13 protein-coding genes and 1 pseudogene are annotated in these 23,387 nt (G+C 41.6%); 10 read left to right on the top strand and 4 right to left on the bottom strand.

Features of this window, described 5'->3' with window-relative positions; translation table 11 throughout:
• Positions 1-31 precede the first annotated feature (31 nt).
• Complete coding sequence (locus CRO21_RS11790; protein WP_097079500.1) at positions 32-1,681, bottom strand: AMP-binding protein; 1,650 nt, start codon at positions 1,679-1,681, stop codon at positions 32-34.
• Positions 1,682-2,016: 335 nt separating this feature from the next.
• On the opposite strand from CRO21_RS11790, the gene CRO21_RS11785 reads away from it, so the two are divergent.
• The 5 genes and pseudogenes from CRO21_RS11785 to CRO21_RS11765 all read left to right on the top strand — a co-directional run bounded on the left by CRO21_RS11785 (position 2,017) and on the right by CRO21_RS11765 (position 8,280).
• Complete coding sequence (locus tag CRO21_RS11785) at positions 2,017-2,778, top strand: SDR family NAD(P)-dependent oxidoreductase (protein WP_097079499.1); 762 nt, start codon at positions 2,017-2,019, stop codon at positions 2,776-2,778.
• 13 nt (positions 2,779-2,791) lie between these two features.
• Positions 2,792-3,925 (top strand): acyl-CoA dehydrogenase family protein, encoded by a 1,134-nt coding sequence (locus CRO21_RS11780; protein WP_097079498.1) that lies wholly within the window; start codon positions 2,792-2,794, stop codon positions 3,923-3,925.
• 54 nt (positions 3,926-3,979) lie between these two features.
• Positions 3,980-5,160: pseudogene (locus tag CRO21_RS11775) on the top strand (thiolase family protein).
• Positions 5,161-5,532: 372 nt separating this feature from the next.
• On the top strand, positions 5,533-6,453 hold the full coding sequence (locus tag CRO21_RS11770; RefSeq protein WP_097079497.1) for an enoyl-CoA hydratase-related protein: 921 nt from the start codon (positions 5,533-5,535) through the stop codon (positions 6,451-6,453).
• Positions 6,454-6,642: 189 nt separating this feature from the next.
• Positions 6,643-8,280, top strand: coding sequence for an OFA family MFS transporter (locus tag CRO21_RS11765; protein WP_097079496.1), 1,638 nt, complete (start codon positions 6,643-6,645; stop codon positions 8,278-8,280).
• A gap of 275 nt (positions 8,281-8,555) precedes the next feature.
• On the opposite strand, the gene CRO21_RS11760 is transcribed toward CRO21_RS11765, so the two are convergent.
• Both CRO21_RS11760 and CRO21_RS11755 read right to left on the bottom strand, forming a co-directional pair.
• Positions 8,556-9,554, bottom strand: a complete 999-nt coding sequence (locus CRO21_RS11760; RefSeq protein ID WP_097079495.1) for an ABC transporter substrate-binding protein — start codon at positions 9,552-9,554, stop codon at positions 8,556-8,558.
• A 4-nt stretch (positions 9,555-9,558) separates the two neighbouring features.
• Positions 9,559-10,146 carry an ANTAR domain-containing response regulator gene (locus tag CRO21_RS11755; protein ID WP_097079494.1) on the bottom strand — a complete coding sequence of 196 codons (588 nt, stop codon included), beginning with the start codon at positions 10,144-10,146 and terminating at the stop codon, positions 9,559-9,561.
• 444 nt (positions 10,147-10,590) lie between these two features.
• Here CRO21_RS11755 and CRO21_RS11750 point away from each other — a divergent pair, with 444 nt between their 5' ends.
• The 5 genes from CRO21_RS11750 (at position 10,591) to CRO21_RS11730 (ending at position 18,964) form a co-directional block, all read left to right on the top strand.
• Positions 10,591-11,931, top strand: coding sequence for an MFS transporter (locus CRO21_RS11750; protein ID WP_097079493.1), 1,341 nt, complete (start codon positions 10,591-10,593; stop codon positions 11,929-11,931).
• 27 nt (positions 11,932-11,958) lie between these two features.
• The gene (nirB, locus tag CRO21_RS11745) at positions 11,959-14,508 is read left to right on the top strand and encodes a nitrite reductase large subunit NirB (RefSeq protein ID WP_097079492.1); all 2,550 of its coding nucleotides are present in this window, start codon (positions 11,959-11,961) and stop codon (positions 14,506-14,508) included.
• A gap of 22 nt (positions 14,509-14,530) precedes the next feature.
• Positions 14,531-16,135: a nitrite reductase small subunit NirD gene (nirD, locus tag CRO21_RS11740; RefSeq protein ID WP_097079491.1), complete on the top strand. Its 1,605-nt coding sequence runs from the start codon at positions 14,531-14,533 to the stop codon at positions 16,133-16,135.
• Between the two features lie 193 nt (positions 16,136-16,328).
• Positions 16,329-17,138: a formate/nitrite transporter family protein gene (locus CRO21_RS11735; protein ID WP_097079490.1), complete on the top strand. Its 810-nt coding sequence runs from the start codon at positions 16,329-16,331 to the stop codon at positions 17,136-17,138.
• 77 nt (positions 17,139-17,215) lie between these two features.
• A complete protein-coding gene (locus CRO21_RS11730; protein WP_097079489.1) occupies positions 17,216-18,964 on the top strand; it encodes a bifunctional protein-serine/threonine kinase/phosphatase in 1,749 nt (582 codons plus the stop codon).
• A gap of 2 nt (positions 18,965-18,966) precedes the next feature.
• Here the strand turns inward: CRO21_RS11730 and CRO21_RS11725 are convergent, their stop codons facing one another.
• Entirely contained in the window at positions 18,967-23,148 is a 4,182-nt protein-coding gene (locus CRO21_RS11725; RefSeq protein WP_097079488.1) for a bifunctional nitrate reductase/sulfite reductase flavoprotein subunit alpha, read from the bottom strand.
• Positions 23,149-23,387 lie beyond the last annotated feature (239 nt).

The raw sequence follows: 23,387 nt of genomic DNA, 5'->3' as shown, positions 1-23,387 counted from the left end.
AATACACCAAAAAAATGGGAATTAACAGTGATTAGGAACAATAAGAAAGTTCCTGCATTTTTTGGATCTCTTCATTTTTTAACACATTCCGCTGAATTTTCCCACTTGGCGTTTTGGGTAATTCCTGAATAAATTCAATTTCCCTTGGGTATGCATGTTTGGATAGGCGGTTACGTACATATTCCTGAAGTTTGTCTTTAAGTTCATCATTTGCAGTAATGTGGGGTTTTAAAACCACAAATGCTTTAATAATTTCTGTGCGTGTGGGATCTGGTTTACCAATTACAGCAGACTCTAATACTTCATCACATTCAAGTAAGGTACTTTCGATATCAAATGGGCCAACACGATAGCCGGAAGTTGTAATAACATCATCATTTCGACCAATAAAATCGATTCCTCCAAACGCATTGATGCTGACAGTATCTCCTGTAATATAATATTTACCGACAAAAGATTTACGATTATGTCCATCATAACCCTTAAACCAGAATAGCGGTGAATGTTCGGTATCAATAGCAAGAACACCAGATTGGCCTATGCCAACTTCCTGATATTGTTCATCCAGTACAGCAAAACGATGTCCGGGAATAGCGAAACCTGCCGAACCAATCTTGACATGATGGCTAAGGGCATGATGGTTTCCAATCACCATCCCAAGCTCTGTTTGACCATATTGATCATAAATATTGACATCTAAATCATTTTTGAACCAATTGATGACCTCTGGGGTTAAAGGTTCACCAGCACTACTGACCACGCGCAGGTGAGATTTTATATTTAAATCAATTTGCTCTTTAAACCCAAATAACAGTCGAAAAGCAGTAGGAGATCCTGCCAGATTCGTCACCTTGTATTTTTTAATGGTCTCAATAGCATTGTCAACAGTAAAGTTTTTTTCATTCAGGATGATGGTATTGCCTAAACTTAGTGGGCCTGTTATGCCATAGTATAAGCCATATGCCCAACCAGGATCTGCCAGATTCCAGAAGGAATCATCATTTCTTAAATCGACTGCATACAGCATATAGGATTTAAACGCAGCAATTGCTTTTAATGGCACAGGTACAGATTTTGGCAGGCCAGTCGTCCCTGACGTAAACATCATTAAAAAATTATCTTCAAATGTTTGACTGACAGGTTCAAAAATATCAGATTGCTGATTTAATACGGTCCAGAAATCTGCATCATTTGTATATCCTTCACTACTGGCGTTGACGGTAATAATGTGCTTGATATGTAGGTTATTGAGCTTTGTACGCTGATTGAGGTTTGTTACAATCAATTGGGTCTGTGCCGTGTTGATGCGATGGGCAATGGCTTTACTTTCAAATGCAGTAAACATGGGTTGATAAATTGCGCCAATTCGCCAAGTTGCAAGTATGGTAATCAGTAATTCAGGCGTGCGCGACAATAAGCCAGCGACACATTGTCCTGGTTTGATACCGATTGATTTAAAATGGTTGGCTAATTTTGCAGATAATAGATCAAGTTCTTTAAAGGTATATGATATGGCGTAGCCATTTAATACTTCCCATATTAATGCAACTTTATTAGTGTCTGCATATCGTCCACAACACTCATCATAAGCATTAATAGATTGTGGTTTGCCGTGTAATTGTGCTTGTAAATACTGTTCGTAGTCGAATGTATTAGAGACTTCCGTTAATGTCTTTAACATTTGCTATATCCTCGTTTTATCCTTAAACGTGAACTCTGTTTAGAGTATTTTTATTTATCCGTAATACCTGTTATCAACGTTAAACATTCGCCGGAATTATAGCAATGTTCAAATCCATCATGTGTATTGATTTTTTAGAACATGAATTTAAATGTTTGATAATTATATTTTTTGTTGATTTATTGGTGATTAATAAGAGGTTTTTTAAGCATTATTTATCATTTCTTTTCTATGGAATATTCATATATTTAAAATAAGTTGCAGTATTTAGAAATTGTTATTTGAGTGTTGGTTTTATAGATTAATCTTAGTGTTACAGAATATGGAAAAAAGTAATGAAAATAGAAGGAAATCTTTTCTTAATTACAGGTGCTGCATCTGGTTTGGGTTATGCAGTTGCTTGCCAGCTTGTACAAAACCATGCTTCGGTGGTTTTAATCGATATAAATGAAGAAGGCTTAAAAAAAGCCGTAGAACAATTGGGCATACAGGCAAGATATGAATGTATGGACATCACGAATGAGTTGCAGGCTCAACAGTTTTTTAAACAATTGAAAGGACAAAAAATATCAGGATTGATTAATTGTGCCGGCATTGCACCTGCTGAAAAAGTATTGAAAAAAGAGGACGTGCATCGACTTGAGTCTTTTTCTCGAACTTTAAATATTAATGTGATTGGAAGTTTCAATATGATTCGGTTCGCAGCTCAGGCAATGTCACAGAATGAAGTGGATACTGGCGGCGAAAAAGGCATCATTATTAATACTGCCTCGGTTGCCGCATATGAGGGGCAAATTGGTCAGGTCGCCTATGCGGCGTCCAAAGGTGCTGTTGTTGCGATGACGTTGCCATTGGCACGAGAGTTGGCGCGAGATGCAATCCGTGTCATGACCATTGCACCAGGTATTATGGCTACGCCCATGTTACTGAATATGCCGGTCGAGGTGCAACAGGCACTGGGTGATATGGTGCCTTTCCCTAAACGTTTGGGGCAACCTGAAGAGTTTGCAAAGCTGGCACAACATATTATTGAAAACACGTATTTAAACGGTGAGGTTATCCGTCTGGATGGTGCAATTCGTATGGCTGCAAAATAAGGAGTAAAGCCAAATGTTAACGGAAGATCAATTATCAATACAGAATATTTTGCGTGATTTTTCACGAGACAAACTTAAAACAGCTGCTGCGGAACGTGATATTAGCAAAGCTTTTCCATCACAGGAATTGAAAATACTGGCCGAACTGGGTGTTCTGGGTATTACTGTACCAGAGGAGTATGCGGGTGCAGGACTGGACTATAAAACGCTGGTTGTTGCACTTGAGGAAATCGCAGCAGGTGAAGGGGGACTTTCTACTATTGTGAGTGTTCAAAATTCATTAATCTGCGGTATTTTACTTCATTATGGGAATGAACAGCAAAAACAGAACTATTTAACTAAAGTCGCCAGTGGTGAATGGTTAGGTTGTTTTTGTTTAACTGAACCGCATACCGGCTCCGATGCAAGTGCATTAAAAACCCGGGCAGATCAAGAGGGTGAATATTACATTTTAAACGGAACTAAACAATTTATTACCACGGGAAAAAATGCTCAAATTGCCATAGTACTGGCAGTTACTGATAAAGAAGCGGGCAAAAAGGGGATCTCTTGTTTTGCTGTACCCACAGATAACGAAGGTTACAATGTCATTGGTCTAGAAGATAAAATGGGACAGCATTGTTCGGATACCGCAACAATTAGTTTTGAAAATTGCCGTGTGCATGAAAGTAATTTGATTGGTGCATTGGGTGAGGGTTATAAAATTGCCTTGTCCAACCTTGCCGCTGGCCGTATTGGCATTGCTGCACAGTCTGTCGGAATGGCACGTGCAGCTTTGGACGCTGCTATTGACTATGCTAAACAAAGAGAAGCATTCGGGGTGCCGATTTACCAGCATCAGGCAGTAAGTTTCCGTATTGCAGATATGGCAACACAAATTGAAGCGGCACGGCAGCTAGTTTATCACGCAGCAGATCTTAAGGATTCGGGGGTGCCGTGTTTAAAAGAAGCCTCCATGGCAAAACTTTTTGCTTCAACAATCGCAGAACGGGTATGTTCAGATGCAATCCAGATACATGGTGGTTATGGATATTTAAAAGATTTTCCTGTCGAACGTATTTATCGTGATGTACGTATTAGTCAGATTTATGAAGGGACCTCAGATATCCAGCATATTGTCATTGCACGGGATGTCATTAATCAGTAAATAGGATCAATTGCTATTTCATCTTATGATCAAACACGAAAAGGAATTCAAAAAATGGTTGATACAGTTGTCATTGTAAGTGGTACGCGAACGCCAATAGGAAGTTTTGGTGGTAAATTATCCACCTTGAGTGCAATTGAACTTGGTGCGCAAGTTATCAGGAATACTGTCGAAAAATCAGGGCTTGATAAAGAACAGATTGATGAAGTATTTATGGGAAATGTATTAAGTGCGGGGCTTGGTCAGGCACCGACACGACAGGCATTGATAAAAGCCGGGCTAAGTCATCATACCGCTGCAACGACGGTGAGTAAGGTTTGTGGTTCAGGGATGAAGGCTATTTTTCAGGCGTATGATGGGATTCGTTCCGGTTCAATTCAAGTCGCAGTCGCTGGTGGCATGGAGTCGATGAGCAATGCGCCTTACTTGCTGTCCAAAGCGCGTTTTGGCTATCGAATGAACCATCAAAAAATCTTTGATCATATGTTTCTAGATGGATTGGAAGATGGTGAAACTGGATTCTCTATGGGACTTTTTGCTCAGGAAATTGCCGATCGTTACAACTATACACGGCAGCAACTCGATGAATATGCTATTTATTCTCTCCAACGCGCCAAAAAAGCAATTGAAGAGGGTGTATTTAAAGATGAAATTACACCAGTTCATGTTGTATCCCGTAATGTGACCAGCTTAGTTGAGCATGATGAGCAACCCTTGTCCGCAAAACAAGAAAAATTGCCCAATTAAAACCAGTCTTTAAAAAAGACGGCACAATTACAGCTGCAAATTCTAGTTCTATTTCTGATGGTGCGGCAGCACTACTTCTTTGCTCAGCCGAAGTTGCAAAAAATAATCATCTGCATCCGCTTGCAACCATTGTGGGTACAGCAAATCATGCACAATTACCTTTAGAGTTCTCTCTGGCTCCCATTGCTGCAATTGATAAATTACTCAAAAAAGTTGGATGGACGATAGATGACGTTGAACTTTGGGAAATAAATGAGGCGTTTGCCTCTGTAGCATTGCTTGCCATTGATCATTTAAAACTTGATGTAAATAAAGTGAATATTTTTGGCGGAGCATGTGCTTTGGGACATCCTATCGGATGCTCAGGTACACGTATCGTATTGACTTTAATCACAGCCTTACAGCGTACAGGTGCAAAAAAAGGCATTGCTGCAATTTGTATTGGTGGTGGAGAGGCAACCGCAATTGCAATTGAGTTGAATTTGTAGGGATTCAATATAGGTTTTGTCTGGAAGCTTTAGCAAGGAACATGGTATGAAGAAGATGGAATGTTTCTATCGAGTACCACGACATAATTTATCCAGAAAATTTAAATATGAACTGATTAAGCACACGTTTATTCATTCCTGCTAAAACGCTTATTATTAAAAATGGTTTAGTGACTGTTGAGGAAGTGACTTTATACATGGGCATTGCAAACGGTTCGTTTTACCAAAATTTTAAAAAATAAAAAGGTGGGTATTGCATTGAAAGAAGAAGAGCATATAGCTCAAATTGAGATTATATCTTCGATTGTTTATTCCATGCACGAAATAAAAGCACTTGGAACATGATTTTATTGAATATTTAGGAGAAAATATATGATATATCAGGGAAATACAGTATCTGTCAGTATAATAAAAGAGAGTATAGCAAATTTTTGTTTTAATCTAAAAAATCAGTCGATTAATAAATTTAATCGAGAAACCTTAATAGAATGTAAAGCAGCATTAAAAGCGATTAAGTTATATCCTGATATAAAAGGGATTATTGTCACTTCTGCTAAATCGGTATTTATTGTCGGTGCTGATATTACCGAATTTACTGATTTATTTGAACAAAGCGAGGCAGACATTCGCTCTTGGGCTGAAAATGCCAATGATTTCTTTAATGCATTTGAAGATTTAAATTTACCAAAAGTTGCTGCAATTAATGGTTTTGCCTTAGGTGGTGGTTTTGAAATGTGTTTGACGTGCGATTATCGGGTTATGGCTGAATCTGCTCAGATCGGTTTACCGGAATTAAGTCTGGGATTAATTCCTGGTTTTGGTGGAACAGTACGTTTGTGTCGTATTATCGGAGTCGAAAAAACCATTCAATGGATACAGGGAATAGTATCTAAAAATGCGAAGCAAGCATTAATGGATGGTGCAATTGATGCAGTCGTTCATCATAAGGATTTAATTCCTACTTCTATACAATTTATAGAAGCTGCAATAGCCGGAGAATTAAGTTGGCAATCAAGATATCAAGAAAAAATCAAACCTATTCACCTCACTAAAACAGCTAAAAATAAGATTTTTATACAGGCTTATAGAGAAATTCAGGAAAAAGATAATGATTCTCCAGCATACCATCACATGTTAGAGGCTATTAGGGCTGGTATTATTTTAGAGCGGGATGCTGCAATTAGGGAAGAATCAAAGCATTTTGCTTTTTTGGGGAAAACAGCACAGGCAAAAGCTTTAATTCAGAATTTTTTAGATAAGCAATTAAAGAAAAAGCAGCTAAAATCAGAATAAAGTTTAAAACCGATGCAAGATGAATTTTGCTGATAATTTCGCTAATGATGTTTTTTATGTAAGGTCCGCTGTGGTCCTATCTTAAATTATAAATAGAACAAAAAACGCTTTTTTACTGGACAAAAACATTCTTGCAGCGTATATGGTGTGGCGAAATTCATACTTATTGAGATTGTGGGGAATCCAAGTATGTCACAACCTGCTTTTTTATCAAAACAGCGCATTATCGCCAAGCCCGGATTTAACCGCTGGCTGGTGCCGCCTGCTGCATTGGCAATTCATTTGTGTATCGGTATGGCCTATGGTTTTTCGGTATTTTGGTTACCATTATCCAAGGCTTTAGGCATTAGTGAGTCGATTGCCTGCGTACCGGATATTGGATTTTTCCAGCAATTGTTTGTCGCAAATTGTGACTGGAAAGTGTCAACCTTGGGCTGGATGTACACCATGTTCTTTGTGTTGCTGGGAAGTTCTGCTGCGATCTGGGGTGGCTGGCTGGAACGGGTAGGGCCACGTAAAGCCGGTTTGCTTAGTGCAGTATGCTGGTGTGGGGGAATGCTGATCTCTGCATTGGGGATTTATCTGCATCAATTCTGGATCATGCTGTTAGGTTCCGGTGTGATTGGGGGAATTGGTCTGGGACTGGGCTATATTTCACCTGTCAGTACTTTGATTAAATGGTTTCCGGATAAACGTGGTTTGGCTACAGGTATGGCGATTATGGGCTTTGGTGGTGGCGCCATGATTGGGTCACCACTGGCTGTCGAATTGATGTCTTATTTTTCCAGTGCAAGCAGTGTTGGTGCTGTTGAGACTTTTGTGGTGATGGCCTTTATCTATTTTATTTTTATGGTTGGCGGTGCGCTGGCTTATCGTATTCCGCCAGCAGGCTGGAAACCTACGGGATGGCAGCCAAAACCACAGCAACAGAATGTGTTGATTACTCAGCATCATGTGCATGCCAGTAAAATCTGGGGAATTCCACAATTCTGGTTGGTGTGGATGGTGCTATGTATGAATGTGTCTGCCGGAATTGGCGTGATCGGCATGGCATCACCGATGTTACAGGAAGTTTTTGCTGGCAGTTTGATCGGTATTCAGAAAACTTTTAGCCAACTGGATGATGGACAACTAAAAGCCATTGCGGCGATTGCGGCAGGATTTACCGCATTACTCAGTTTATTTAATATTGGTGGACGTATTGGCTGGGCCAGTTTATCTGACCAGATTGGACGTAAACATACCTATACCATCTTCTTTGTACTGGGTGCAATTTTATATGCCACGATTCCGTTTTTTGCTGAAACGGGGAATAAACTATTCTTTGTTGCAGCCGTGTGCATTATTTTGAGTATGTATGGCGGTGGTTTTGCTACGGTGCCGGCATATCTGGCAGATTTATTTGGTACGCAAATGGTTGGGGCTATCCATGGACGTTTGCTTACGGCATGGGCCACCGCTGGGATTATTGGTCCGGTTGTGGTGAATAATATGCGTGATTATCAGTTGGCACTTGGCTTGCCAGCCAGTCAAGTCTATAACCAGACCATGTTTATTCTCGCCGGCATGTTGTTGATTGGTTTGATCTGTAATCTCTTAATTAAACCTGTCAATGCCAAATATTTTATGACGGAAGAAGAGTTGGCAGTTGAAAAAAAACTGATGCAGGAAAAGCAGCAAGCGGAAGCAACCAGTGATCAATCGGTTTTGTCAGCAGTCGCTGTAAAAACCAATCCGGTGTGGGTGGTTCTCGCGTGGCTAGCTGTTGGCTTACCGTTGTTATGGGGTGTATATCGTACCGCATTAAGTGTGCAGGCATTTTTCTAGACAACAGCGGTAATTAAATTTCCCAGATCTTCATTAGGTTGATCTGGGTTTTTTGATGCTATGGCGTGATACCATGATCGCAGGTCTGTCAAGTTTAAGGTACAGTCATTCATGCCTTGCGATGCTTTAGTCGCATCTCAGGAATCCAGAGTGTCCATAACCGTTTTCCTTGCATATACCGTATTGGATGCTCCTTGCGAGATACATCTCTCAAGTCCGGCATGACGAATTAGATTTTAAAGAACTTGACAGCCCTGATACCGTGATTGGGGGTTTTAAATATTCCCAATTGGATAGATACATTGTTTGGCAAGTGCTTGTTCATCGGATACAGGCTGATGCAGTTGATCCCATTTTTGCATCTGTCCAATCAGCCAGACGAAATCGTCCTGTGTGGGGAGGGCACTGTCCTGAATAAAATTGCGAATGATGTTTTGAATATGATGATATTGTTGGGTATGAACTGTTTCAGAACAATTGAATTGTACAATATTAAAATCGACTAACAATTGCCAGACATCACTATAATCCGTTAATGTTTGTAGTTCATCTTGTGCACGTTGTATGGCAACTGTAATTGCATTTAAGGTATTGGGATATTGTAATGCCCATTCAGCACTAAAGGCTAAAACTTTATCGGCAACTTTGGGAATGACATCCTGACTAGACGTAACAATCTGGCTGACACCGAGTAATTCACCTTGTATATTCCATGGTTCTCCTACACAAAAGCCATCAATGCTGTGGTTGGAAATTGCTTCTACCATATAAGGTGGTGGGAACGTTGCCAATTTGATTTTTCTGGCTGTATTGATATCTGCCAGTGCCAACCATTCTCTTAAACAATAATGATGAATTGAATAAGGGAAAACATGCGCAAGTCTAATCAACTGACCACTTTCAATTGCGGTGAAAAGTTTATGGGCAGATTGCTGTGGTGTATCTATTTTTGAGATATTGAGATCATAACAAAGTTTCTGGCTTAAACTGATATTGGCGCAATTACGGCTCAAAATAATCGAGGTTTGAAAGGGAATCCCGACTTGATCCGATCCAGCCAAAGCCGCAGGTAGCATGGCTGATAGACAGTGTGCTGCATCGAGTAAACCAAAGGCCAGGCGATCACGTAAACTTGCCCATGAGACTTCCTTGACCAGATTGACCTGTAAACCTTGCTGCTCAAAATAACCACGATGTTTTGCCCAAAGAATGGCAATACAGTCCAATAGCGGAATATAGCCCAGTTCAATTTCGGTTTTTTCTAAATGCGGCATGGCTTTAATCCTTTAACTGGTTATTGAGCAATGCTTGCGCATCAAGCAAGCGACGGGACATCTCGCCCATGGTCATACGGTGGCTCATGGCATTTTTGCGCAGTAACTGAAAGGCGGAATCTTCACTGAGGCCATGTAATTGCATCAATAATACTTTGGCTTTTTCAATATCTTTGCGATCGGCGAGTTTGGTTTTGGTTTCTTTTAAATCATCTTCCAGTTTTTTATGTTTTTTAAATTGTTCAATTGAAATTTCCAAAATGGTTTGTAATTTTTCCGGGTCGATGCCATCCACAATATACGCAGTGACACCGGCATCAATGGCACTCTTAATGGTGTCCTTATGGCTGTTTTTGGTGAATAATACTGTGGGTAAATTAAATTGACTGACACAGTTTTCAATAATATCCCGATGCGGGTTATCCATATCCAACAGGATAATATCGGCATTTAAACGTTCGAGTTTAAATAGATTGACATAATCAATCGTCAGGCAGGCGACGACATCAAAATCGTTTTCAATGAGTGTCGCTTTGATAAAATTGGCGCGTTCTTGATCATCATCGATTAAAGCAATTTTTAGCTTGAACATACATCAACTTAATGCTTAGATCTGGCGAATTTATTTAAGCAAGTATAGTGCCATGCCGTCAACTTATCTTTCAGGCTACATGCGTGAAGTGTAGATAAAATATGCATGACTTTGATGATCGGGCTTAATTTACTGTGCATGAAAGGCGTGATGGCAGTAAAGCATTACAATGGTGCATCTGTATAATAAACGTATTCCCCATAAAGAACCTTTTGTGTTGTATAAAAAATAATTTATCTATCTGAATTATTTAAATTTCTTATAAAAAATCAGAGTGAATAATATTTTTTAAATAGATTGGCATATTAATTGCTTTTTAAATTTTGAGTCAAAGATGACTTCAAAATATGTTTAATCGACGGTCAAAGGCGCCCGTTCTGATGATGTCGCAGCTCACACATGTGTGTTTGCTGTATTTACTGATCAGTTCAGGAGAAGACCATTATGTCCGTTGATATTTCTGCCAAAAAAGCCACATCCATCAAACTATTTAGTTTTTCAACGCCAGCCATGCGAGCATTTCATATGACGTGGCTGGCGTTTTTTGTCTGTTTTTTTGCATGGTTTGCCTGTGCGCCGTTAATGCCCGTAATAGCAGGTGAATTTAACCTGACCAAAGATCAAATCGCCAATATCAATATTGCTGCGGTCGCAATTACCATTTTGGTACGTCTGATTGTCGGGCCTTTATGTGATAAATATGGGCCTCGCATTACCTATACTGCGTTGTTACTGATCGGTAGTATTCCTGTGTTTGGTGTGGCGGCTGCCAATAGTTATGAATCGTTTTTATTCTTCCGTTTGTTGATTGGTGCTATTGGTGCCAGTTTTGTGATTACGCAATACCATACCAGTATTATGTTTGCGCCAAATGTGGTCGGTACAGCCAATGCCGCTGCCGCAGGTTGGGGTAATGCAGGGGGCGGTGCGACGCAAGCCCTCATGCCGCTGATCATGGGGGCATTGATCATGATGGGTGTCGATGCCGCATTTGGCTGGCGTGCTGCACTATTGGTTCCCGGTATTCTGATGGTGATTGTCGGTGTTTTATACTGGAAATTTACTCAGGATTGCCCGCAGGGTAATTTCAAGGACGTTCGCGCGCTAGGAATTGCAGCGGGCAGTGATAAAAAGGGCGGATGGGCAATTTTAAAACAGGCTGCCAGTAACTATCGGGTCTGGGTACTGTTTATCGCCTATGCAGCGTGTTTTGGGATTGAGATTTTTATTCATAACATCGTGGCCATGTACTACGTGAATAACTTTCAGTTTGGATTAAAAGAAGCGGGTCTGACTGCTGGAATTTTTGGTTTGCTGGCACTATTTGCCCGTGCGCTAGGCGGCATTATTTCTGACAAAGTTGCCTTGAAAAAAGGTCTGGATGGTCGAACCAAGGTTTTATTTATCATGATTCTGGGCGAAGGCATCTTTTTAATTCTGTTTTCGCAAATGAATAGTGCTTGGCTGGCGATTATTTCCATGACAATTTTTGCACTGTTTACCCATATGGCATGTGGTGCAACCTATGCGTTGGTGCCATTCATTGATCGTGATTCCTTGGGTGGTGTGGCAGGCATTATTGGTGCCGGTGGTAATGTGGGTGCGGTAGCAGCGGGCTTTTTATTAAAAGGCATGTTGGATATTCAAACTTGTTTATTTGCCTTGGGCATCTTGGTATTAATTGCCGGTGCATCGGTGATATTTATCCGCTTTACTGCGGAGCACAAACAAAAAGAACAACAACTTTTCGAGCAAGCCATTGCTGATCGTAACAGCATCGCCTAGCCAGATCATATTTTGAGGAGATTAAAGATGAAATTAGTCATTATTGGTCATGGCATGGTTGGACACAAATTTGTCGAAACTGTGCTGGATAATGTGCAAAGTGATGTACGAGATCAGGTAGCAATTACCTTAATTGCCGAAGAACCCTATCTTGCCTATGATCGTGTGCATTTGACTGAATATTTTTCCGGAAAAACTGTGAAGGATCTATCACTGGCACGGCAGGATTTTGCCGAGGCTTATGGCATAGATTTGCATTTGAATACCCAAGCCATCGCCATTGATCGTACAGCAAAAATCGTCACCACCAAAACAGGGCAGCAGGTGGCGTATGACAAACTGATTCTGGCAACCGGTTCTTATGCTTTTGTACCACCAATTTCGGGCAATGACCACGCCAATTGTTTTGTCTATCGTACCATTGATGATTTGGATCAAATCCGTGCAGCCAGTTTAACTGCAAAAAATGGTGTGGTGATCGGTGGTGGTTTGCTGGGTCTAGAAGCCGCCAAAGCCCTCACCGATTTGAATCTGCAAACGCATGTGGTGGAGTTTGCACCACGTTTGATGGCGGTACAAATTGATGATTTAGGCGGTAAAGTTTTACGCCAAAAAATTGAAGAATTGGGGGTAACAGTACATACCCAAAAAGCCACGCAGTCGATTGAGCAGGGAAAAGAACATCAATTAAAAATGAACTTTGCTGATGGTTCCGAACTGGAAACCGATTTAATCGTATTTTCCGCAGGGATTCGCCCACGTGATGAACTGGCACGGCAGTCAGAACTAGCAATTGGTGAGCGTGGCGGGATTGTGGTCAATGATTATTGTCAGACTTCTGATGACGATATTTATGCCATTGGGGAATGTGCACTTTGGCAAGGCAAAATTTTTGGCTTAGTGGCTCCGGGCTATGATATGGCACGGGTTGCTGCCAAACATGTATTAAAACAGGATACTGCACCGTTTACAGGTGCCGATATGAGTACCAAACTCAAGTTGATGGGTGTAGATGTGGCATCAATTGGTGATGCGCATGCTAATCAGCCAACTGCAATCAGTTATTTTTATAATGATGAGCAAACCCAAGTCTATAAAAAAATTGTGGTGTGCAAAGAAAGTAAAAAACTACTGGGTGCAGTGTTAGTTGGTGATGCCAAAGAATATAGCGAACTCTTGCAAATGATGCTAAACGGCATGGATTTGCCAGAACATCCAGATAGTCTGATTGTCCCACAATATGGCGGCAGTAATGTCAAGGCAGGCGGTACAGGTGTCGATTTACTGCCGGATTCTGCCACTATTTGTTCCTGTAATAACGTCTCTAAAGCCGATTTGTGTGAAGCGATTGCTGGTGGTTCGACCTCTTTAGGGGCATTGAAAAAATGTACCAAAGCTGCGACAGCCTGTGGAGGTTGTACGCCTTTAGTCACTCAGGTATTGAAGTCCGAATTACAGCGACAAGGTGTTGCGGTTAATAATCATCTGTGTGAGCATTTTCCGTATTCACGTCAGGAGCTCTATCATCTGGTCCGTGTACATGAGATCAAATCCTTTGATGCCTTGATTGAACAACATGGACATGGTTTGGGCTGTGATATTTGTAAACCGACCGTCGCCAATATTTTGGCGTCTTGCTGGAATGATTTTGTCCTGAAAAAAGATCATGCCGGATTGCAGGACAGTAATGATTATTTTCTCGGCAATATTCAAAAAGATGGTTCTTATTCCGTAGTGCCACGTATGGCCGGTGGTGAAGTCACCCCAGATGGTCTGATTGCAGTCGGGCAGATTGCCAAAAAATATGGTTTATATACCAAAATTACTGGTGGGCAACGGGTCGATATGTTTGGTGCACAGGTGCATCAATTACCATTTATTTGGGAGGAATTGATTGCCGCAGGTTTTGAAACTGGACATGCCTATGGTAAATCGCTGCGTACAGTGAAATCCTGTGTGGGCAGTACGTGGTGTCGCTATGGTGTAGATGATTCTGTCGGTTTGGCAATTTTTCTGGAAAATCGTTACAAAGGCTTGCGTTCACCGCATAAATTAAAAATGGCGGTATCCGGTTGTACCCGTGAATGTGCCGAAGCACAGGGCAAGGATGTTGGCATTATTGCCACCGAAAAAGGCTGGAACCTCTATGTGTGTGGCAATGGTGGCATGAAACCACGACATGCCGAATTGCTGGCATCGGATCTGGATACCGAAACTTTAATTCGCTATATCGACCGTTTCTTTATGTTCTATGTTCAAACCGCAGATCGTTTACAGCGTACCAGTGTCTGGCGTGACAATCTGGAAGGCGGACTGGATTATCTCAAGGATGTGATTGTCAAGGACAGTCTAGGGGTGGCAGCAGATCTGGAACAGCGCATGGCACACATTGTAGATACCTATCAGGACGAATGGAAAACCGCGGTTACCGATCCTGCTGTACGTGCAAGATTCCAGACTTTCATTAACTCGAAGCAAGCCGATCCGCACATTCAGTTTACCGAAGAACGTGGACAAATTCGTCCGCTAAAAGCGCAGGAACGGGACGAAAAACGCATTGCAGTGTCGAGCGTTTAGGGCAACTGGAGGAGATATAGAGATGACACAATTTGCACAAGATTTAGACTGGCAACGTATTTGTCAGTTAATCCAGATTCAGCCCAATACCGGTGTTTGTGCCTTGATCAATGATCAGCAAATTGCCTTATTTCGGGTCGGTGATGAACAACGGATTTATGCCTTGAGTAATCATGATCCATTTAGTGGCGCAAATGTCATGTCACGCGGCATTATTGGCGATATTCAGGGCGAACGAGTGATTGCTTCACCCATTTATAAACAGCATTTTAGTTTGGCAACCGGACGTTGTCTGGAAGATGCCGATCAACATTTAACAGTATATCCCTGTAAAGTGGAGAATGGTGATGTCTGGGTATCGCCTGTACCACAAAAAACCTATTTAACCAGAATTGCCACACAACAAAGCAAGCATAAAATGATATTAGTTGGAAATGGTTTGGCGGGAATGCGTTGTCTGGAAGATTTACTGGATATTGCGCCTGATTTATATGAGATTACGGTGATTGGTGAAGAACCGTGGGGCAACTATAATCGTATTATGTTGTCACCGGTGTTGTCGGGTGAAAAGACCATTGAACAAATCATGCTGCATTCACCGGAATGGTATCAAGAAAAAAATATCCGTTTTATTGGTGGCGATCTGGCAGTCAGGATTGATCGACGTAATAAAACTGTCATGACCAAATCAGGTCTGGAGGTACCCTATGATCGTCTGATTCTGGCGACAGGTTCACGTCCATTTATGCCACCGATTAAAGGTAATGATTTAAAAGGCGTGCTCAGTTTTCGTGATATTTACGATGTCAATCAAATGATTGATTTGAGCCAGCATAAGCAAAATGCCATTGTGATTGGTGGTGGATTGCTGGGACTAGAAGCAGCTTATGGTTTAAAACAACGTGGCATGAATGTTACGGTGTTACATTTGATGGATCGGATTATGGAGCGGCAACTGGATCAACGTGCCAGCGAGATGCTACGCAAAAGTATTCAGGCCAAAGGCATAAAAATCATTACTGAAGCCTCAACTGAGGAAATTATCGGGCAGGACGGACAGGTGACTGCTGTACATCTGGCAGATGGTACGCAATTGCCAGCCGATTTGGTGGTGTTTGCTGTCGGTATTCGTGCCAATATGACGCTGGCGCAAAATGCTGGTTTGCGCTGTAATCGCGGCATCGTGGTGAATGCTACCATGCAGACTTTTGATCCTAGCATTTATGCCGTGGGTGAATGTATCGAATATAACGGCACTACATTTGGGCTGGTTGAACCTTTATGGGGACAGGCATTTGTGTGTGCGCAACATTTGGCAGAGCATGGCAGTTTAACCTTTAAAACGGTACCTACGCCGACTCAGCTTAAAGTCAGTGGTGTGGATGTGTTTTCGGCAGGTAATATCGAAGCACAAAATGATGTTGAAGATATAATTTTGCATGATGAAAAACGGCAAATTTATAAACGATTGATTCTTCAAAATGACAAAATGATCGGGGCAGTGTTATTTGGTGATACCGAAGATGGCGCATGGTATGCGGAATTAATTAGTGATCAAACCTCAGTCAAGCAGTTTCGCAATAAACTGTTGTATGGTCGCGATTTTGCCTTAAAACAGGCCGGTTAATGACTGCATTAGAAATACATTAATGTGGTACGTTATTTGCTTTATCTAATATGTATTTGGCAACGATGCCAAGATTAAAAACGTATTGATCATTCATTTGATATCAGGCAATGGCGCCTAAAGCTGAAAGATGCTTTAGGCGTTTTTTTATGTCTGTTTTGATGAAGGTTAAAATAAACAGAGGTGAAAAATTATGTCCTATCTTGCACCCTCGGAGTTCTCAACCAAAATGGTTGACGCTGGCGAATCAAAATTGCATATGGCAACCAGAGACGTGCTGATCAGAGCAATTATGGCTGGTGCAATTCTGGCAATTGCCGCAGTTTTAGCAATCAGTATGGGGATTCAGACCGGTTATCCCCTGGTCGGTGCACTATTATTCCCGGTTGGTTTAAGTATGATTTATTTGCTGGGTTATGATCTGGTGACTGGTGTTTTTATGTTGACACCACTAGCATGGCTGGATAAACGCCCCGGCGTGACTTGGGCCAGAATTTTTAAAAATTGGGGTTTGGTGTTTGTTGGTAATTTTATCGGTGCACTGATTATCGCAGTGTTAATGGCATTTGTTTTTACCTATGGATTTTCCACCGAACCTGATGCGGCAGGTAATAAAATTGCCCATATTGGTGAAAGCAGGACTTTAGGCTATAAGGAACATGGAATACCGGGCTGGATTACGATTTTTATTCGCGGCATGTTATGTAACTGGATGGTCTCACTTGCAGTCGTCGGTGCCATGATCTCTACTAGTGTGAGTGGTAAATTTATTGCTATGTGGATGCCTGTCATGCTGTTCTTTGCCATGGGCTTTGAGCATTCTGTGGTGAATATGTTTTTATTTCCATTTGCAATGATGCTGGGCGGTGATTTTTCGGTGATGGACTATTTGCTGTGGAATGAAATTCCTGTTGCCTTGGGTAATCTAGTTGGTGGTTTTTTGATGACTGGGCTTGCACTTTATATTACCCATGTCAGAACTGCACCAAAATGTCAATTCTAATCAATGCATGAGCATTAAAATGGGATAGGGATTGTCCCATTGATAAAATTCATTATCCAGTAATAGAGTATTGATAGATGCCTAAAACCAGTAAAGCCTCGCAATTAAGTGTGCAGTTAGGACAATATTCGCATGCTGGTCGTAAAGCTGAAAATCAAGATTTTTATGGAGCAAGTCTTAGCAAAAATTATTTGCTGCAACAAAAAGGTATGGCATTTGCCATTGCTGATGGGATCAGTAGTAGCAATGTCAGTCATATTGCCAGTGAAACCGCAGTCAGTAGTTTTCTATCCGATTATTTTTCTACTCCCGATTCATGGCGCGTTAAAACTTCGGCAGAACGGGTGATCAATGCTTGTAATTCATGGTTATATGCGCAAACCCAGCAAAGTCAGGGACGGTTTGATAAGGATCGGGGATATGTATGCACCTTGAGTGCCCTTATTTTAAAAGCCAATCAGGCACATATTTTCCATATCGGTGATGCCAGAATTTATCGTTTACAGTCTGGTCAGCTTGAGCAGTTAACCATTGATCATCGGGTTTGGTTGTCGGCAAAAGAAAGCTATTTAAACCGTGCGCTGGGCGTTAATCAAAAAGTTGAGATAGATTATTGCAGTGTTGAGATTTATCCAGACGATATTTTTATATTGATGACAGATGGTGCCTATGAATATCTAGATAAAACAATAATACTTGATGTTTTGACACAACATCAGCAGTTCGATGAGGCAGCCAAATTACTGGTTGAAACAGCATATGAGCAGGGGAGTTCTGATAATTTAACCATACAAATCATTAAAATACAGACAATATCGTATGTGACTAATGAAAACTTTAGTGCAGAATATCAGAATTTAAGTTTTGCTCCAAATCTGGAGGTGGGGCAATCTTTTGAAGGCTATCAAATTCAAAAGATTTTACGGCATAATCATCGCAGTTGCTTATATCTGGCATATGATGATGTGCAGCAATCCAGTCTGGTACTGAAAATCCCTAGTGCAGATTTACAACAGGATCAATGTTTGCTGGAACAATTCTTTTTGGAAGAATGGGTGGCAAAGCGTATTGATCATCCTCATGTACTGGCAGTTTATCCACATTTTAGACCCAAAAATTTTATTTATCATACCCTGCAATATATAGATGGACAGACCCTGACACAGTGGCTGGCCAGACAAAAACAGCCAGTCGAAATTGCCCAAGTGGTAGAAATTATTACACAGCTGGCAAAGGGATTGAATGTCATGCATCGCTTTGAAATGTTGCATCAGGATATTCGTCCCGAAAATGTCATGATTGATGAAGAACAAAACATCACCCTGATTGATTTTGGTTCAAGCTCAGTCAAGGGGATTGCCGAGTTCCAGCCACAACATGCTCACCGTGCACTGGGAACTTTGGCTTATATGGCACCGGAATATTTTATTGGACAAGTTGCCTCGACCCGATCCGACCAATTCTCTTTGGCAGTGATGACCTATTATTTGCTGTGCAAGCAATTACCTTATGCAACCGACATTGCCAAATGCCGAAGCAAAAAGCAGCTTAAAACCTTACATTATCAAAGTATTCAGGCATATCGCCCAGATATTCCGGACTGGTTTGATACTGCTTTACAAAAAGCCTTGCAACTTGATCCTGATCGACGTTATGAAGCCCTATCAGAATTTATTCATGATTTAAAACATGCCAACCCGGAATTTTTGCGTAGAGCAAACAACCATTTAATGGCAAAAAATCCACTTTGGTTCTGGCAGTCACTTTCGGCAATTTTATTGCTATTGATCATTGTCGGTATTGTCGCGATTTATGATCCACATTAGCATCAATACACATCACGTAAATAACGTTTTTCACGACTCATGCCAATTACATATTCGGTGGCTTGTTCTTCAGACATTTGACCATGAGTTGCAATAATGTCTTTTAATGCAGCATCCACATCCTTTGCCATGCGGCTGGCATCACCACAGACACAGAAATATGCACCCTGTTGTAGCCACTGCCATAGTTCTGCACCATTCTCCCGCATGCGATCTTGTACATAAATCTTTTGTTCCTGATCACGCGAAAATGCCAGATCTAGACGGGTTAAAATACCATCTTGTTGTAATTGCAACAATTCCTCCTGATAATAAAAATCATGCGCTGAAAATTGCTCGCCAAAGAACAGCCAGTTTTTACCTTGATCACCGCGTGCCTGACGTTGTTGCAAGAAACCGCGGAAAGGTGCAATACCCGTCCCCGGTCCGACCATGATTAATGGTAGATTGCCGTCCGCCGGTGGGTGGAATGATGCAGATTTTTGCACGAAAATCGCCACAGTCTGATTTGTCGCGCGATCTGCTAAAAAGGTTGAAGACACCCCTTTGCGCTGACGTCCCTGACAGTCATAGCGTACTGCGGATACGGTCAGATGAATCTGCTCCGGATATGCAACTGAACTTGACGCGATGGAATATAAACGGGGTTGTAAATTACCAAGGATCCCGATTAACTCATTAGTTGCCAGTTTTACTGGGAATTCATGCAGAATATCGACCAGTTGTTTGCCCCAGAGCCATTTTTTGAGTTCTGATTTGTCGGGTTGATCGAGTAAATCCTGCAAAAAGTGATAATGTCCTTTTGTCGCAATGAATTGCAGTGCCTTGGTTTGGGGCTTGGCGATTTCAAAGCGTTCAGTCAATGCTTGCCGTAATGGCATTTCGGCCAAGTCAATTTTGGACACTACACTATCACCGGACAATTGACATACGCTAAGTAATTCTTCCACCAGTTCGGGACAGTTTTTAGGCCAAACACCAAGTGCATCACCTGCCTCATAACTTATTCCGGAGTCTTTGATATCAAAGGCAAATAAACGTATATCCTTGTTGGAGTGTTCGGCATTAAGTCGCTTGTTACAAATCAACTGAGCATGAAACGGTTTTGCTTTAGTCGGAGCATTTGAGTTTATTTTTCCCGGTTTTAGCGGTGAGGATTCAATCGTTTTGGTCGGTTCAGTATTTAATTTGGACAATACACTGGATAACCATTGTTCAGCTTTTTCCTTAAAATCGGTATCGCAATCAATACGGTCAAAAATTCGTGAAGCCCCAAGTTCAGCCAATTTTTGATCAAGACGTTTACCGTGGCCACAGAATTGATCATAGTTTGGATCACCCAGTGCCAGTACACTATATTTTAGGGTTTTTAGATCCAGATCCTTTTGATTGTTTAAATCATTCCAAAAATTTTGACCGTTATCCGGTGAGTCGCCATCACCAAAGGTACTGCTAATACAGAGTAAATGTTGGATTTTATTCAGTTGCTGAATGGAAAAATCATTCATTTCCTGCATAGCGACCTGATACCCGGATTGTTTGATTTTTTCGGCAAAAGATTCTGCCAGACTTTCACTATTACCGGTTTGTGATGCCCATAATAACGTTACCAGTGATGTTTCAGGCTGATGTGTATTGTTGCCAGAATCTGTTTGTGCTGGCAGATTGGCTGCCGAATGATCTACAGAGGTACGTGCAAATAAACCTGCCAGTAATCCATTAACCCATAATTTATGCTGTTCTGAAACAGGAGCATTATCAGGTAAAATTGGTACGCTATGGGTAGAGATCGCCACATTTTGCAATGCTGCAATAAAGCCGGCAAGATACTGTTTTTCCTGAGCGTTTAATTGTGGTGCTGCAATCTTTGACAGGCCCATGATATTTGAAATTATTTCAGGAATATGGGATTGCGCTGTATTTGATTGCATAGAAATCGATGGATCAGCATACATTGCATCTGTGTGTTGTTGGCTCTCAGTGTAAGCCGATTGAGCATTTATGCTTGATGAGGGATCAGCCATCACCGGACTAAGCTGTACAGCACAAATTTTAAATTCAGGCTGTTGTGAGAGCGGATCAATGGCATCGCTGGTCACTGCATTAATCGCAAGATCTTCACCATAGATATCATTCCAGTGGAAGGGGGCAAAACAGTTGCCCGGCAAAACCCGATCGGTAATGACAGCGGGTAAAATGGCTTTACCGCGTTTGGAACGAATTTCGACGGACTGTTTTTCTTTAAGACCTAGTTGAGCTGCATCCTCATGGTGAATTTCGACAAATGGCCCAGAATTTAATTTATTCAGTATGGCGATTTTTCCGGTTTTGGTGAGCGTATGCCATTGATGCTGAACCCGCCCAGTATTTAATACAAACGGATACGTTTCATCCGGCATTTCTGCCGGATCTAGATGAGGACGGGCAAAAAAGATGCCTTTATGGTGTTCGGTTGGAAAAATCAGTCGGGGTCTGTGTTTACCTTCATCAGCCTGAAGCAAGGGTTGGCTGATTCCATCATTCAGATAGCGAATCGGGTGACGATCTTGCTGCCCTTGTTCGATATCAAGAGGAGGGCATGGCCATTGCAGTGGCGTTTCTCTTAATCGTGCATGGCTGGCACCACGCAGGTCATAACCGGTTTTAGGATTGGAACAGCCACGGATTTCATCAAAAACTTCTGCTGCGGATTGATAGTTAAAAGCATTTGCATAGCCCATTTCACAGGCAATACGACTGATGATTTGCCAATCTGGTAACGCCTCTCCAGGTGGATCAACGGCTTTTTGCATCAGGGTCATGTTGCGTTCAGAATTAATCATCACGCCTTCGGCTTCGGCCCATAATGCAGCCGGTAACAGAATATCGGCGTAGCGATTGGTTTCGGTTTCTAAAAAAGCATCTTGTGTGATGACCAATTCGGCATGTTGTAGTCCATCAATAACAGTCTGCCGATTGGCAACGGTTGCAACCGGATTGGTACAAATAATCCAGCAGGCTTTAATTTCCCCTGTTTTCATGCGCTCGAACATGTCAATGGTGCCTTTACCTAGATTGGTGGTGAGTGTACCTTTGGCGATGCCCCAATAATTTTCGATAAAGTCACGATCCTTTTCCGCCAGTACTGCACGTTGCCCTGGAAGGCCGGGTCCCATATAGCCCATTTCCCGACCACCCATGGCATTGGGTTGTCCTGTTAATGAAAATGGACCACTTCCTAACTTACAGATTTGTCCAGTGGCCAGATGTAGATTACAAATTGCATTGGTGTTCCATGTACCGTGTGTGCTTTGATTCAGTCCCATGGTCCAGCAGGTCATAAATTTGTCTGCTTCCCCGAGCCACTGTGCTGCCTGTCGGATTTTCTCTTCGGCAATACCGGTCTTTTCAGCCACCAGATGTGGCGGATAATCTTCTAGAAAGTCAGGCATTTGTTGCCAGCCTTCAGTATAATCCTGAATAAATTCACTATCTATATGATTGTTTTTAATTAATAAATGCAATAAACCATTGAGTAAGTATAAATCTGTACCGGGTTTAATTTGCATAAATAAATCGGCTTTATCAGCAGTGGTATTACGCCGTGGATCAACCACGATCAGTTTTGCGCCTTTTTTCACCCGATCCATTAAACGTAAAAATAAAATGGGATGACAATCTGCCATGTTGGCGCCGATGACAAAAAAAACATCGGCATGATCAAAATCCTGATAAGAACCGGGCGGACCATCGGCGCCTAGCGAGAGTTTATAACCACTGCCGGCACTTGCCATGCACAGACGGGAATTGGATTCGATATTATTGGTGCCAATAAAGCCTTTGGCGAGCTTGTTAATCAGATATTGTGCTTCGATGGACATTTGTCCGGAAACATAAAACGAAACGGCATTTGCACCATCTTGATCAATAATCTGGCGCAATCGTTGGGCAGTTTGCGAGATGGCGTAATCCATCGCTGTTGCAACGGGTTCGGCATTGCGCACAGAACGGAAATAGGCTTTTTCTAGACGACCAGATTGACGAAGGGCTTGATGGGCAGAAGAACCTTTGGTACATAATCGACCAAAATTGCTAGGATGTTCCTTGTCGCCAGTTAACTTAACAACCTGATTATTCTCGACTTGTAAGATCATGCCGCACCCTACACCACAGTAGGGACAAACAGTTTTGATCGTCTTCGTCATGAATTTCACCTTTACTTGTTTATGCAGAAAAAGCACAAATTGGCATGATATAACACCCTAACATGAAAATTTTTTGCATCATGTTGGATATATAAACCAATTTTCACAAGCAGGCATCGTTGGCTGCAATTTTATACATGTCGTTATGTATAAATGAACTAATATAATTTTAAGCAAATTTTATGCCATGTATTGTGTGGTATATATGGAATGGGAATGCGTATAATTTATTTGCTGTT

The sequence above is a fragment of the Acinetobacter puyangensis genome, assembly GCF_900096995.1.
Taxonomy (GTDB): domain Bacteria; phylum Pseudomonadota; class Gammaproteobacteria; order Pseudomonadales; family Moraxellaceae; genus Acinetobacter; species Acinetobacter puyangensis.
The sequence above is the reverse complement of the archived record's forward strand: the minus strand, read 5'-3'. Positions and strand labels throughout refer to the sequence as shown.